This is a genomic window from Rhodanobacter sp. Root561, from assembly GCF_001427365.1.
GTDB lineage: Bacteria > Pseudomonadota > Gammaproteobacteria > Xanthomonadales > Rhodanobacteraceae > Rhodanobacter.
In genome coordinates this window covers 198,066-212,449 of the sequence record NZ_LMGH01000013.1, presented here as the reverse complement: position 1 = coordinate 212,449, position 14,384 = coordinate 198,066, and the positions used below count along the sequence as shown (strand labels likewise).

At 62.0% G+C, this 14,384-nt stretch carries 9 protein-coding genes; 5 read left to right on the top strand and 4 right to left on the bottom strand.

Annotated features, from left to right (window positions below):
• Window positions 1-61 precede the first annotated feature (61 nt).
• The 5 genes from ASD55_RS13210 to ASD55_RS13190 all read left to right on the top strand — a co-directional run bounded on the left by ASD55_RS13210 (window position 62) and on the right by ASD55_RS13190 (window position 7,762).
• On the top strand, window positions 62-1,672 hold the full coding sequence (locus tag ASD55_RS13210) for an electron transfer flavoprotein-ubiquinone oxidoreductase (RefSeq protein ID WP_056717397.1): 1,611 nt from the start codon (window positions 62-64) through the stop codon (window positions 1,670-1,672).
• A gap of 90 nt (window positions 1,673-1,762) precedes the next feature.
• Window positions 1,763-3,772 (top strand): glycosyltransferase, encoded by a 2,010-nt coding sequence (locus ASD55_RS13205; protein WP_235577814.1) that lies wholly within the window; start codon window positions 1,763-1,765, stop codon window positions 3,770-3,772.
• Window positions 3,773-3,822: 50 nt separating this feature from the next.
• The gene (locus tag ASD55_RS13200; RefSeq protein ID WP_056766769.1) at window positions 3,823-5,880 is read left to right on the top strand and encodes a glycoside hydrolase family 99-like domain-containing protein; all 2,058 of its coding nucleotides are present in this window, start codon (window positions 3,823-3,825) and stop codon (window positions 5,878-5,880) included.
• Between the two features lie 111 nt (window positions 5,881-5,991).
• Window positions 5,992-6,738, top strand: coding sequence for an electron transfer flavoprotein subunit beta/FixA family protein (locus tag ASD55_RS13195; RefSeq protein WP_056766767.1), 747 nt, complete (start codon window positions 5,992-5,994; stop codon window positions 6,736-6,738).
• A 79-nt stretch (window positions 6,739-6,817) separates the two neighbouring features.
• The gene (locus tag ASD55_RS13190; RefSeq protein ID WP_056766765.1) at window positions 6,818-7,762 is read left to right on the top strand and encodes an FAD-binding protein; all 945 of its coding nucleotides are present in this window, start codon (window positions 6,818-6,820) and stop codon (window positions 7,760-7,762) included.
• 140 nt (window positions 7,763-7,902) lie between these two features.
• Here the strand turns inward: ASD55_RS13190 and ASD55_RS13185 are convergent, their stop codons facing one another.
• The 4 genes from ASD55_RS13185 to ASD55_RS13170 form a co-directional block, all read right to left on the bottom strand.
• Window positions 7,903-9,789 (bottom strand): sulfatase-like hydrolase/transferase, encoded by a 1,887-nt coding sequence (locus ASD55_RS13185; RefSeq protein WP_056766763.1) that lies wholly within the window; start codon window positions 9,787-9,789, stop codon window positions 7,903-7,905.
• Between the two features lie 508 nt (window positions 9,790-10,297).
• Window positions 10,298-11,440, bottom strand: a complete 1,143-nt coding sequence (locus ASD55_RS13180) for a hypothetical protein (RefSeq protein ID WP_056766761.1) — start codon at window positions 11,438-11,440, stop codon at window positions 10,298-10,300.
• On the bottom strand, window positions 11,437-12,306 hold the full coding sequence (locus ASD55_RS13175; RefSeq protein ID WP_056766759.1) for a glycosyltransferase family 2 protein: 870 nt from the start codon (window positions 12,304-12,306) through the stop codon (window positions 11,437-11,439). Before ASD55_RS13175 ends, ASD55_RS13180 begins: the two co-directional genes overlap by 4 nt.
• The gene (locus ASD55_RS13170; RefSeq protein ID WP_056766757.1) at window positions 12,303-14,354 is read right to left on the bottom strand and encodes a glycosyltransferase; all 2,052 of its coding nucleotides are present in this window, start codon (window positions 14,352-14,354) and stop codon (window positions 12,303-12,305) included. Before ASD55_RS13170 ends, ASD55_RS13175 begins: the two co-directional genes overlap by 4 nt.
• Window positions 14,355-14,384: the final 30 nt, after the last annotated feature.

Genomic DNA, 14,384 nt, shown 5'->3' with positions numbered 1-14,384 from the left:
TGATCCATACCCCGACGCACGGCAACCGCCTGCGCCCACACCTCGCATCCCGGAGTCCGCCATGAGCGAACGCGAAACCATGGAATACGACGTCGTCGTCGTCGGCGCCGGTCCGGCGGGACTGTCATTCGCGATACGACTCAAGCAACTGAAGCCCGACGTGAACGTCTGCGTGATCGAGAAAGCCTCGACCATCGGCGCGCAGATCCTCTCCGGCGCGGTGATCGAGCCGCAGCCGCTGGACGCCCTGCTGCCCGGTTGGCGCGACCGGCCACCACCTATTTGCGTGCCTGCTGGCGACGACGAATTCTGGCTGCTCGGCAAGGACGGCGGCCACAAGCTGCCGGTGCCGCCGGGCATGCGCAACCACGGCAATTTCATCGTGTCGCTGGGCGCGATGTGCGCATGGCTGGCGCCCCAGGCCGAGGCGCTGGGCGTGGACGTGTTCCCCGGTTTCGCCGCTGCCGACAACATCTACAACGAAGACGGCTCGGTCGCCGGCGTGCGCATCGGCGACATGGGCGTGGCGAAGGACGGCACGCACAAGCCCGGTTACACCGAAGGCATCGACATCAGGGCGAAAGTCACCGTACTGGCCGAGGGTGCCCGCGGCAGCCTCACCAAGCAGTTGATCAAGCGCTTCAAGCTCGACGCCGACAGCGATCCGCAAGGCTATTCCATCGGCATCAAGGAGCTGTGGCAGCTGCCCGCCGGCCGCGTCACGCCGGGCAAGATCGTGCACAGCTTCGGCTGGCCCGCCGACACGCATACCTATGGCGGCAGCTTCATGTACCACCTGGACAAGGATCGCATCGCGCTCGGCTACATCAGCGGGCTCGACTACAGCGACCCGGAATACAAGCCGTGGGAGGCCTTCCAGCAGTGGAAGAACCATCCGATGGTGAAGCCGGTGCTGGAGGACGGCACGATCCTGTCGGCCGGCGCGCGCGCCATCGTCACCGGTGGCTGGCAGTCGCTGCCGAAGTGCGAGATGCCCGGCGCGATCCTGATCGGCGACACCGCCGGCCTGCTCAACGTGCCCAAGGTGAAAGGCACCCATCAGGCGCTGAAGAGCGGCATGCTGGCGGCCGAGCATCTCGCCGCGAACGGCCTGGACGCCGCCGGCTTCGACGCGAAGCTGCGCGGCTCGGACGTGATGGCCGAACTGAAAAAGGTGCGCAACATCAAGCCCGCGTTCAAGAAGGGCCTGTGGTTCGGACTGCTCAATGCGGCGTGGGAAACCGTCACCGTCGGCCTGTCGCCGTGGACGCTGAAGAACAAGGCCGACTGGTCCTCGCTGCACAAGCTCGGCGCCCAGGAAGAGCCGAAGCGCGACTACGTGCAGCGCACGCTGGCCCCGCGCGATCGCCTGGCCGGCGTCTACTTCGCCGCCACCGAGCACGACGAGGACCAGCCGATCCACCTGCACGTGGCCGACACCGACATCTGCGCCACGAAGTGCGTCGAGGAATACGACAATCCCTGCACCCGCTTCTGTCCCGCCAACGTCTACGAGATGGTGGCCGACGAAAGCCAGCCGCACGGCAAGCGCTTGCAAGTCAACGCGGCCAACTGCGTGCACTGCAAGACCTGCGACATCAAGGACCCGTACGAGATCATCACCTGGGTCACGCCGGAAGGCGGTTCCGGACCGAATTACCAGAACCTCTGACCGATCGAGGGCAGTCCGCTGACCGGCAACCTGCACTGGCGCCTGAAACGCCTCGGCTATCTGTGGCAACGCACGCGTTCCAGCATCGCGTTGCGCGGCTGGAGCGGCACGCTGGCGCGCATGCGCCAGGAGTTCCAGGCGCGTCCCGCGTTCGACGAGGCGCTGGCGCTGTTGCCGCTGGACGAGCCGTTCGCACCCTTTGCGTTGCCCGTCAGCGGGCAGCCTCGTGTCTCGGTGATCATCCCGATCCACGGCAAGCTTGCCTATACCCTCGCCTGCCTGCGTTCGCTGGCGCGACATGGAGCACGGACGGCTTTCGAAGTGATCGTGGTGGATGACGCGTCGCCGGACGACAGCGCCGCGACACTCGCCCGGATCGCCGGCCTGCATCTGGTGCGCAACGCGGACAACCTCGGCTTCGTCGGCAGCTGCAACGCCGGTGCGGCCGCCGCCCGCGGCGAGTTCCTGCTGTTCCTCAACAACGACACCCAGGTCACGCCGGGCTGGCTGGATGCGCTGCTGCAGTGCTTCGCCGATCATCCCGACTGCGGCATCGCGGGCAGCAAGCTGGTGTATCCGGACGGCCGCCTGCAGGAAGCCGGCGCGCTGGTGTTCGCCGACGGCAGTTGCTGGACCACCGGTCGCTTCGAGCCGCGCCAGGCCGCGACGTTCCGCTGGCGTCGCGAAGTCGACTACGTCTCCGGCGCGGCCTTGCTGATCCGCCGCGAGGTCTTCCGACAGGTTGGCGGTTTCGACCTGCGTTACGCCCCGGCCTACTACGAGGATGTCGACCTGGCCTTCGCCGTGCGCCGGCTCGGCCTGCGCGTGTACTACGAGCCGGCCAGCACGGTGATCCATTGCGAAGGCATCAGCGCGGGTACCGATCTCGATCGCGGCATGAAACGCCACCAGCGCCTCAACCAGCTGACCTTCGTCGACAAATGGGCCACCGAACTGACAGCCCAGCCACCGGTTGGCACGGCGGTGGAACGGGCGATCCGCTGGCGCCAGCGCGGCCTCGTGCTGGTGGTGGATGCGATGACGCCGGAACCGGCGCGCGATTCGGGCTCGCTGCGGCTGTGCGCGATCCTGGGCCTGCTCGACGGACAAGGCTGGGGCACCGTCTTCCTGCCCGACGACGGCCGCGCCAGTCCCGCGGAGATGGATGCGCTGGGCGCGCTGGGCTGCGAGGTGCTGTGCCGGCCCGCAGTGGCCGACCTGCCGCATTGGCTGCGCCGGCACGGCCACGAGCTGCATGCGGTGATCCTGTGCCGCCACACGGTGGCAGGCCAGTACGCCGCCGCCGTCCGTCGCCACGCGCCGCAGGCCCGGCTGATCTTCGACACCGTGGACCTGCACTTCCTGCGCGAGGGCCGCGCTGCCGAAGTGGGTGGCAGCGCAGCGATGGCCCGCCAGGCGGAAGCGGCACGCCGCAGCGAACTGGCCCTGATCGAACAGTCCGACGTCAGCCTGGTGGTCAGTCCGCACGAACAGGACTTGCTGGCGCAGCTGCTGCCCCGGGCGCGGGTGGAGCTGCTGTCGAACATCCATACCGTGCAGGCTTGCCGGCGCGCTAACCACCAGCGGCGCGACCTGGTCTTCATCGGCGGCTACGGCCACCCACCGAACAGCGACGCGCTGCGCTGGATTGCCACGGAAATCCTGCCGAAACTGCGCGAGTTCTCACCGGAGATTACCGTGCACGTGCTCGGCGACATGCCCGACACCGCGCGGCGCGAACTGGCCGTGCCCGGCATGGAACTGCACGGGCGCGTCGCCGAGCTGACGCCGTGGCTGGATGCCTGCCTGGCGTCCCTCGCACCGCTGCGCTTCGGTGCCGGCGTGAAGGGGAAGATCAACATGGCGATGAGCCATGGCGTACCGGTGATCGCCACGCCGGTGGCGGTCGAAGGCATGCAACTTGTCGATGGTCGCGACGTGCTGGTGGCCAGCGACGCCGCCGGTTTCGTCGACGCGGTCCTGCGACTGCAACGCGACGAGGCGCTCTGGCGGCAACTGTCAGCGGGCGGCCAGGACAACGTGCGCCAGCACTTCTCGCCCGAGGCCGCCGACGCCACCCTGCGCCGGGTGCTGGATTGACCACCGGTCTCCCAGCGCCGATGCTTCGGCATTGCCCCTGATCCTCCGTCATGCCCTCCTCTCATTTCGCCAAGCGACTTCTGTTCACCGCACTGCGTACCGGCTTCCGCCTGACGCCGATGCCGGCGACCACGCGTGACCGGCTGCGCCAGCGATTTCTGGACCGCCACGCCGACCTGCTGCCGCCCGGTCCGCGCGGACAGGCGGGCAGCGGCTCGCAGGTCGAACACCGGCTGCGCACCAGCGCGGACGCGCGTGCCATCGGCTTTGCGCCGCATCGCGCCGGCAACCTGCCGGCATCGCTGCCCGCCACCGTGGTCGCGTTCTACCTGCCGCAGTTCCACCCGATTCCGGAGAACGACGCCTGGTGGGGCGCCGGCTTCACCGAGTGGCACAACGTGACCCGCGCCCTGCCGCAATTCGAAGGACACGCGCAGCCACGCCTGCCCGGCGAACTGGGCTTTTATGACCTGCGCCAGCCCGACGTCATGCGCCAGCAGATGACGCTGGCCCGCGAGTACGGCCTTGGCGCGTTCTGCAGCTATTTCTACTGGTTCGCCGGCAAGACCCTGCTGGAGCAGCCGCTGCAACAATGGCTGGCCGATCCCACGCTCGATCTGCCGCTGTGCCTGTGCTGGGCCAACGAGAACTGGTCACGCCGCTGGGACGGTCGTGCGGACGATGTCCTGATCGGCCAGCGCCACGACCATGCCGATGACCACGCCTTCATCGCGCACGTCGCGCGTTACCTCACCGACCCGCGCTACCTGCGCGTCGACGGCAAGCCGCTGTTGCTGGTCTATCGACCCGGCCTGCTGCCGGACGCGAAGGCCACCGCCGCGCGCTGGCGCGAGTGGTGCCGGGGCAACGGCATCGGCGAGATCCAGCTGGCCTATGTGCAGAGCTTCGATCGCGTCGATCCACGCACGATCGGCTTCGATGCCGCGGTCGAATTCCCGCCGAACAACACCACGCTCGACCCGATCACGGCCAGGCAGCGCCTGCTCAATCCGGACTATCACGGCGACGTGCATGACTGGCGCGAACTGGCCCGGCAGTCGATGGCGCAAGCCGATCCGCCCTATCCGCGCTATCCCGCGGTCAACCCGGGCTGGGACAACGAGCCGCGGCGCAGCGGGCGCGGCCGGGTGTTCGCGCATGCCTCGCCACGCGGCTACCGCGACTGGTTGCGTCATGCGGTGGCCACCGCGCGACGGCGCTTTCCGGCGCAACCGCTGGTCTTCGTCAACGCCTGGAACGAATGGGCCGAAGGCGCGGTGCTCGAACCGGACAGGCGGCTCGGCCACGCCTGGCTCGAAGCCACCCGCAACGCACTGCAGGCCGAAGCGACCCCGGACGCGCGACCCTGCGCGGTGATCCACATCTGGTACCCCGAACTGCTGGACGAGCTGGTCGCCGCGCTGCGCGCCAGCAATATCGACTGGCGCATCGTGATCACCACCGCGCACGAGCGCGAACAGGCAGTGCGCGAGCGCGCCGGGCAACTTGGCCTGGACGCCGAGATCGACGTGTTCGAGAACCGCGGGCGCGACATCCTGCCGTTCCTGCACGTGGCCAACCGCCTGCTCGACGAAGGCGTGACCACGGTGCTCAAGCTGCACGGCAAGCGCTCCACCCACCGCCAGGACGGCGAGGCCTGGCGCCGCGAACTGCTCGACAAGCTGCTTGCGCCGGAACGGGCCAGTCGCATCGCCGCCGCCTTCCGCGACGACGCGGGGCTGGGGCTGGTGCATGCCGAGGGGCATCTGCAGGTGCAGAAGGACTACTGGGGTGGCAACCAGGACAACATCGAGTATCTCACCCGCTGCCTGGGTATCCCGCCGCCGGCGGAGAGCGACAGCTTTATCGCAGGCAGCATGTTGTGGCTGCGTCCGGCGGCACTGCGCCCCCTGCTGGACGCGCATCTCGTGGTGGCAGGCTTCGAGGCCGAGTCGGGCCAGCTTGACGGCACGCTGGCCCATGCTGTCGAGCGGGTGCTTTGCCTAGCGGCCCGGAGCAGCGGGTTCGTCACGACGAGCGCAACCACGCTGCTGGGCCTCAAGGACACTACCTCCGGACCCTACCCGTACGCGACACGCAGCGGATGAACGCTGTACAAAATGTCGCGGAGCGCCACTTTCGTACGAATGTTTGAAGCCGGTTAGAATGGCGGCTCCCGCGCCCCCGCAGGGGTGGTCCATGAGGTCAAGGAATCGCGAATGAAAATTCTGGTCGGCTACAAGCGCGTCGTTGATTACAACGTGCGCATCCAGGTCAAACCCGACGGCAGTGGCGTGGTCACCGACGGCGTGAAGCTCTCGGCCAACCCGTTCGACGACATCGCACTGGAAGAGGCGCTGCGCCTGCGCGAGAAGGGCGTCGCCGACGAGGTGATCGTGGTCGGCATCGGTCCGGCCGATCTCACCGCGCATCTGCGCAACGGCCTGGCGATGGGTGCGAATCGCGCCATCCACGTGACCACCGACGATGCCGTGCAGCCGCTGACAGCCGCCCGCGTGTTCCTGAAGCTGGTCGAGAAGGAACAGCCGGGCCTGGTGATCCTGGGCAAGCAGGCGATCGACGACGATGCCAACCAGACCGGCCAGATGCTGGCCGCGCTGTGGGACCGCCCCCAGGCCACCTTCGCCAGCCAGGTCGAGATTGCCGACGGCAAGGCCACGGTGACGCGCGAAGTGGACGCTGGCCTAGAAGTGATCGAGGCCGAGCTTCCCGCGGTGATCACCACCGACCTGCGCCTCAACGAGCCGCGCTTCATCAAGCTTCCCGACATCATGAAGGCCAAGAGCAAGCCGATCGACACGATCGAGTTCGGCTCGCTCGGCGTCGAGGCGCACGACCACCTCAAGACCACCCACCATGCCGCGCCGGCCAAGCGCAGCAAGGGCGTGATGATGAAGGACGCGGCCGAACTGGTCGCCGCGCTGAAGCAGAAAGGGCTTTTGTGATCGTCCCTGATCAGGCCCCGGCCATCCATGGCCGGACTTTCGAATAAAGCTCCCCACGCTCCAAGTTTGAGGAAACCCCATGAGCAAGATCCTGGTCATCGCCGAACATCTCGGCGGCAAACTCAACTCCGCCACCGCACGCGCCGTGAGCGCCGCGATCGCCATCAAGGGCGAGGCGATCGACGTGCTGGTGCTGTCGGACGCGCCCGATGCGATCGCTGCCGAGGCCGCGCAGATCGACGGCGTGAGCCGCGTGTTCACCGTCGCAAGGCCCGAGAACGCGCATCCGCTGGCCGCCGTGCTGGCGCCGCAGGTCGCCAAGGCCGCGGCCGGTTACAGCCACGTGTTCGTGCCGTCCACCACGTTCGGCAAGGACGTCGCCCCGCGCGTCGCCGCCCTGCTGGGCGTAGCCCAGGTCAGCGACGTGATGAGCGTCGAGGCCGCACACACCTTCAAGCGCCCGATCTACGCCGGCAACGCCATCATCACGGTCGAGGCCGATGCCGCCCACACCGTCGTGGCGACCATCCGCTCGGCCTCGTGGCCGGCCGCCGCCACCGGCACCAGCAGCGCGCCGGTCGAGGCACTGGCCCTCGACGTCGCTCTGCCCACCCATACGCGCTTCATCGAACTGAAGCAGGGCAGCAGCGACCGCCCCGATCTGCAGAGCGCGAGCAAGGTCGTCTCTGGCGGCCGCGGCGTGGGCTCGAAGGAAAACTTCGACATCATCTTCAAGTTCGCCGACCGGATCGGCGCGGCCGTGGGTGCCTCGCGCGCCGCCGTCGACGCCGGCTACGTGCCCAGCGACCTGCAGGTCGGCCAGACCGGCAAGATCATCGCGCCCGAGCTGTACATGGCGATCGGCATCTCCGGCGCCATCCAGCACCTCACCGGCATCAAGGACGCCGGCACCATCGTGGCGATCAACAAGGATGCCGAGGCGCCGATCTTCGAAATCGCCGACTTCGGTCTGGTGGGTGACCTCTTCAAACTGTTGCCCGAAATCGCGCAAGAACTGACATAAGTTGCGCGCGCTCATGCGCATAACAGTTTAGCTGTCTGGTGTAGTCATCGACTTGAGAAGGCCTCGCCGCGCGCACATCGGTGCGCCCGGCGTCTGCACTCGCCTACACGAAAATGGGAGAGATTACCGCCTGGGGCGCATTACGGCACGGGGTGGAATATCTGATTCTCACTTTCCAGAGAATAGTATTTCTTCACCAAATCCACCTGATCATTAAATTCTTTCTGATACTTTGGTGGTATCTGATTCTCGTAGTACACCGCTTCCGGATCTGTCGCAAAGAACTGGTCGCCCAAGGCCGAAACACCAAACGGCAAGCCATTCGGCTCGAACAGCGATGTGCCAAGGAAGCTGTTGTAGTCCTTCTTGATACCCAAGAGCTGCAGCAATGTCGGCGCAAAATCCACAGACGTCCGCCCATGAGCATCGTAAACGGCGGGCAGTTCAAGACCAGGGTCGTATACGAGGAGGGGGATCTCACCAACAAAATAGGGCCGATAGTATGGACTGACCACCTTGCGAAAGTATTGGTCAGGATAGGTGGAATGGTCCGCGGTGAATACCAGAATCGTATTGTTTGCATAAACGCTCGCAAAGAAGTAGCGAAGGAACTTGCCGAGCTGATAATCGTAATTATGCATCCTGTTGAGTACTGGATTGCTTCCGTCACCATACTTCTTGTCGGCAGCGTCAACGTCAAGAAACGCATGCGTTCCGATATTGTAGGTTCCCACAAAAAATGACTTCTTCGAAGCCTGGAATGCAGGGGTGGAAAGAAGATTCTTCAGTGCGTTGAAAAGTCCCTCGTCACTCAGCGAACCAGCGGTCATGTGAGCAGAATTCGGGTGTAGCTCCTGCGTGATGGATTCATAGGAATAGACCTTGTCGAACGCCAGGGAACGCAGGAGGGTATTCAGCGCAACCGAATCGTGATGAGGCGACATGAAATAGGTCCTGTAATTCATGTCGCGCAAGATCATCGGGACAGATTTATAGTGTATTTTCGACAGCACGTCGCTGCGATTGCCGCTCTCCCACGCGGAACTGCTTCCGCTTCCACCCGACCGGGGATATCCTGAAATCATCTGACCCTGCAAGCCACGATAGGTTGCCGCAGTGTGGTTGTAGTAATTCACGATACGCATGGATCTTTTAGCTAGGGCATCGATGTTCGGGGTGATTCCCGGGTGACTACTGCCGTAAGATCCAAGCAATGCAGCAGACATGCCTTCGGTGAATATCACGATTACATTTTTTACCTTGGGCGCTGCATCCGTTTTGGAAAAGGGCAAGACACTCGAATAGATATTTTTCTTTTCGAGCGGAAATTTGTCCGTACTGCGGACAATGTCTTCGGATCGTCGACTGGGATAGGAGCTTTTTGACTTCAGATATTCGACATAGTTGTAGGAGAGCGAAGAAATCGGCACCTGTCTGTAGCTCGCACCTATCAAGCCGTAGCTCTGCTGCGTCGAAAACAGATATATCTGCCCCATGAGCAGGATTGCGGTGACCGCGGCAAGCGCCTTGATGGACGACTGCTTGCCGCCAGCTCCGTTACTCACAACGGGGGAAACCGGCTTCGTCTCGCAGCAAACTGCATACAACAGCCACCACGTCGCTGCGGCAGCCAGCAACGGATAGAGCGACGCCTTGTCGATGAGGCGACTTTCCGCACTGTTCTCGATCGCCAGTATGCTGATGAAATTATCGGATACATGGAGCGAATACACCTGCACCGAATATATCGCGGCCACGAGCAGCGGTATCAGCAAGTAGAGTATTTTACAGGTGACGTTTCCGTATCGCTCCCATACTTTGAACAGCAGACGACACAGAAACAGATAAAACCCCAGCTCCATGGCCGGGCCAAGGATCTTTGCGAGAAGTATCCCCGCGCCTTCATTTTGGCCAGAATCGCCCGGAAATATAATCAGCACATAGGCAAGATACGCAAAGTACGTTCCGACAAAAAACAGAACCTGACAGTTCCTTGTAGCGAACTTATGGAGCCTGTTTGACATCATTCAGCTACTCTCAATTTGAACCTGCGACCCTTTTATTAGTTAGTCCATCTGTCACAAATTTGCAACCTGCTCCAGAACACACCTTCCATGGGAAGGACACTCAGATGCTCCAATCCGCCCCATGAACTGATGAAGCGCGCTATGAGGAAGCGCTTTCCAACGGCCGCCCATCAGCTTTCCCCGGGACCCGCTTCGTCGACCCGCCTCACTTCCACGAGATCGGACAGACCCGTCTCACGGCACGCCCATGAGCAGGGTACCGGCCTGCTGAGCGCAGCGCCTTCAGCGCGTCCCGCGCAACGACAACCGCAAGCCCCGAAGGAGGGCCGTGGAAAGGCCTGGCGTGCCAAATCCCGCCGAGGCTTTCGCAACGGCTGGTAGCGGGAGCATACGGATAGGGTCCAGCCCTGAAGCGACCGATGACGCTACACGGAGCGGGCCGGGTGAATCCCGGGCGACCGCGGCACCTTTCGTACCGCGATGTAACTGCCAGTCGGTCTGATGGGAGTCATCGTCCGCTTACATGGCGCAACAACGATGCCGGAATAACCTTCTTCACCATCGCAGCAAACCCCGGCCGGCGACGGACGAATCTCTCCAACGTCGACATACCGGGATCCACCGGGATCTGTCTCGGCGAGCTGTCAAAATGCGCAATCACTTCGCCGAATTGCTCGAACGGATGCGGGATCATCGCCTTGAGTGCGGGATGACTCCGGTAGTAGCGACGCCAATCGGCGGGAATTGCCCGTCCATTCGGAAAATGGTCGTATTTCCCCAGAACGTCTCCAGGATTGGCCAGACGCTTGAGCTCGGAGGAATACCAGTCCGTCATCTCGCGAAGACACGCGTTGCCCGCATCATGCTTTGTCAGCATGTGTTCGTGGGTGCCAAGATCGAACCCCGAGAAGTGATAGAAACGCAGCGGAAAGTCGTGATTGACGACGATTTCTCCCAACGGAGACCTGCTGACTTGGCGGTAGTAAAGGTTCCACGTCGCGACGTTGTAGGACGGCAGACGGAAGATCTTCAGAGTCTGGAAAAAGCACGGCGCCAGGTCGATCCACTTCTGATCGGTAAACAAGCCACGCTGGTTGTCGTCAAAGCAGTATTCACGACAACGATCAAGCCACCATTGCAAAAACAGCGGCCCCTCACCTTCCTGCGTCAACGCGGCAAAACCCAGGTTGAATACGCCGTGGCGCAGACAACCGAGCATCTCCCCGTCGAGCAGGTCATCCGTATCCACTGCCGGCGTCGTGACATGGGGCGTCAGAACGATCGGATGCCGCTCCAGTTCCTGCTCCAACTCGGTGAGGCGGGAATAGAGCACCGTGTCCGGGTCCTGATAGACGATGCTGCGGTAGCCGTAGGTGTCGAACAGGTGCTTGAAAGCGAACGGCTTGACCGCCGTGCAAAGCTCTACAACGGTGTGCTCGAAAATCCAGGCGTCCAGGTTGGCCACCCCTTTGACCACGTCGGCAGGGCCAAGAACCAGATCGAAGTCGCCATAGTCGAGCCCAGGTGCACGCTCGTCACTCAGCATCAGCACCATTTTTGCTTCTGGGTGATGCTTGCGTACCGATGCGGCGAGAATGCGCGCCTTGGGAAGGTAGCCGTTGTTGATGGAAGTAAAGATGCAATCAATCATTTCATTCGTCTCAATTTTTCACGTATCTGCTGTGTAAGTGTCAACAGGCCCACGGTGTCCAGACCTGTTTTGGCGGCCCTCTTCCAACTTGAAGCACCGGGTTCGACTCTTCCTCTGAGCGCGGCAATTTCGCGCTTCAAGGCAGCAATCTGGTGCTGCAACTCGGTGTTCTGGTTCTTCAGAAGAACAGGATCCGTAATGCTCCACTGGCTGGAAATGCCGGCTACAGCACGCTGATAGTATGCGTCTTCGGGAGTGATGTTCGCCGTATTCTGATACCAGGGCAGATGGACGGCGGAATACGGCGGTGCAGTGCGAATGGACCTCCACCAACGGTCCTCATCACAATGTATCCCTGGCCGATACAGTGCAAAGGTCGTGTCGATGGCCGCTTCATAATGTCCGTCAGGAAGCTTCGTTTCCCAAAACGGCTTCTCCCAAGCCAGTACTTGATCCTTGAATGCATAGAAGTCCGGCAGATCATCTATGCGGAGCGAGAGACCAGCCTTCGTGTGGCGTGGGTAGCGCTCGAGTACTTCATCAAGCATTCCGGTGATGTCGACAGGGCAATTGGCTGCTGGCGCCACATCGCTGTCGTTCAGGATGAACTTCTCATGGTCGATGATTTTGGAGAACCGTTCGCTACGCCAAAGTGCGAGGTGGCCAAAATTCTGCGAAAGCCGAACCACCCTGTGCGGGCTTTTGTCGAGGTAGTCGAGCAATGGCTCATACGTCGAAGCGTTGTCGACAATCGTGAGGTTCTGAAATCCAAAGCCTTCCAGCGCATGGATAACCTCCCGGATGTAACTGACCCGATTGAACGAGATGATGAAAACAGGGACGCTTTCATTGGTTAGAGCACTCATGACTCCACCTTGAGCAGGTCAAAACCCCTTGCGAGCACCAGAGCACCGAAAAGTCTCTCCATGACGTGTTCCAGTCCGCCCTCCACCGAATGGCTGTTGATTTCGAAGTCATCCAGGCCTACGAACCCATCAAGCAGGGGCGCAAGCAATGAACTCCGCACCCAAAACATCGTACCCGCCACGAAAGGCATTCCAAGAGGAACGCCAAACTTCATGCATATTTCCTGATACAGCGCGACGTTTGCATCCGGAGCGCTGGTAACGAACGGAGCGGCGCCCACCATGCCCAGAGTCGGATCGCTATTCAGCCAGTGAAGGATGTTGGAGACCCGCTCTCGACTCCCGGCCAACGGTTCAATCAGCGCCCCTCTCCACTGATCGCCGTTCTCTATGTGAAGTCCAAAAAGCTCGGAAATCGCAGCGAAGTATGTCGCCGGATTGTGGCTCTTCTTGGAATGGATCTTCAACAAATAGTCGGAATCGAGCAACTCGTGTCGTTCGATCGCACGAATGAGCCCGCCTACATCCTTTCCCCGATTCGGCACCTGCTCGACACGTACGTCCGGACAGACTTCCTTGAGAGGTTCAAGGCTTGCCTCGAGGGCAGCGAGATCCCATGGCCCGGTGATCACGACCTTCTGCAGTCCAGAAACGTGCTGAAGGTAGCCAACAAGCTCAGGAGCAAGCTCCTTGTAATACAAGTGAACGTGGGCGGCGACGCGGGGAGTTCGATTGGTCGCCAGCTCCGACTCGCACACAACGCTGCGAAGTTGTCCGCAGCCCCGAACGACCTCCTTCAGTCGAAGCGGATCGGGGAACAGGGGACTTTCGACAGGGCGCAAGATCTCCATTGCACGGTCTCTCCATCCGCGCAACCGATGACGCTTCCACCTGTCCGCTTCCGCCTGATAGAGCGCGGCAAGTCCCTCGATTCTGGCCGCCCGGCACGCCGCCATATCCTTCTCCAGCACCGTGCATACGTGACGCCGATAAGATTGCGCGCGATGCAGTTCTTGCTCCAGACGCTCTCTCTCGATGGCCGCCTGCCTGGAGGTCAGAAGTGCCTCGAATTCGTTCCTGCTCGATTCGATTGCCAGGATGTCGGCGGTCAGGCCTTCAACACGATGCGCCGCCGCCTTGCGCTCGACTTCAATGAGTCCCTGGCGCTCCTCCAGCAGACTTGTGAGTCGATCCCGATCGGCCGTCAGTTCCGCGTACGAGACTTCCAGGCGCTTCGCGCGCCCGCTCAGATACCTGCGCAGCAAGCGGTCATTCCTACGCTGGCTCAAAACCAGGCTCTGCGGCACGCCGAAATGCGCGTGGCAAATCCGGCGTATTATCGATTGCGCCTCGATGGCCGCCACCGGCATTCCACCGAGAATGGTGTTCTTTCCGTGCAGTCGGTATTGCAGCAACTTCTGCTGGACGAACTGGACGTTCACGTCTTTGGCGAATACGCAGCGCAGCACAAAATCCCAGTCCAGGTTGTAACGATAATTTCTGAACGGACCGACCTTGGAGAACACCTCCCTGCGTAGGAGGAAATTTGACGTTGACACGGTGAGGTTGCCGTAAAGCAATCCGTCGTCCACACCGTGTTCGACAACCCGTTGACGAATCCGCGCAAGACTCGCATTCCACCAGAAAGCCTCATCGACGATCTCTGCTCCCTCCCCGTCGACAAGAATCGTGTCACTGAAAAGAAAGTCCCCGCCACCTCTTTTTGCATCCGCGAGCATCACTTCCAGTCGATCAACGGCCCATGCATCGTCCGAATTCAGGATCGCAATCCACGGGGCATTTGAAAGCTGCACGCCACGATTGATCGTGGCATGCGACCCTGCGTTGTCCTGCCGAAGAACTTTCAATCGTTCGTCGCCACGCGCCAAGCTCTCCAGCAGAGCGAACGAGCCATCCACGGATCCATCGTCAATGGCGATCACTTCGATGTCGCCAAAGGTCTGGCCCAGAACGCTGGTCACAGCCTCCGTGATGAACTTCTCGTGGTTGTACGAAGGGATGACAACACTAACTTCGGGTAAGCGCATATGTTTCTTCACGGCATGAGATATGAACGC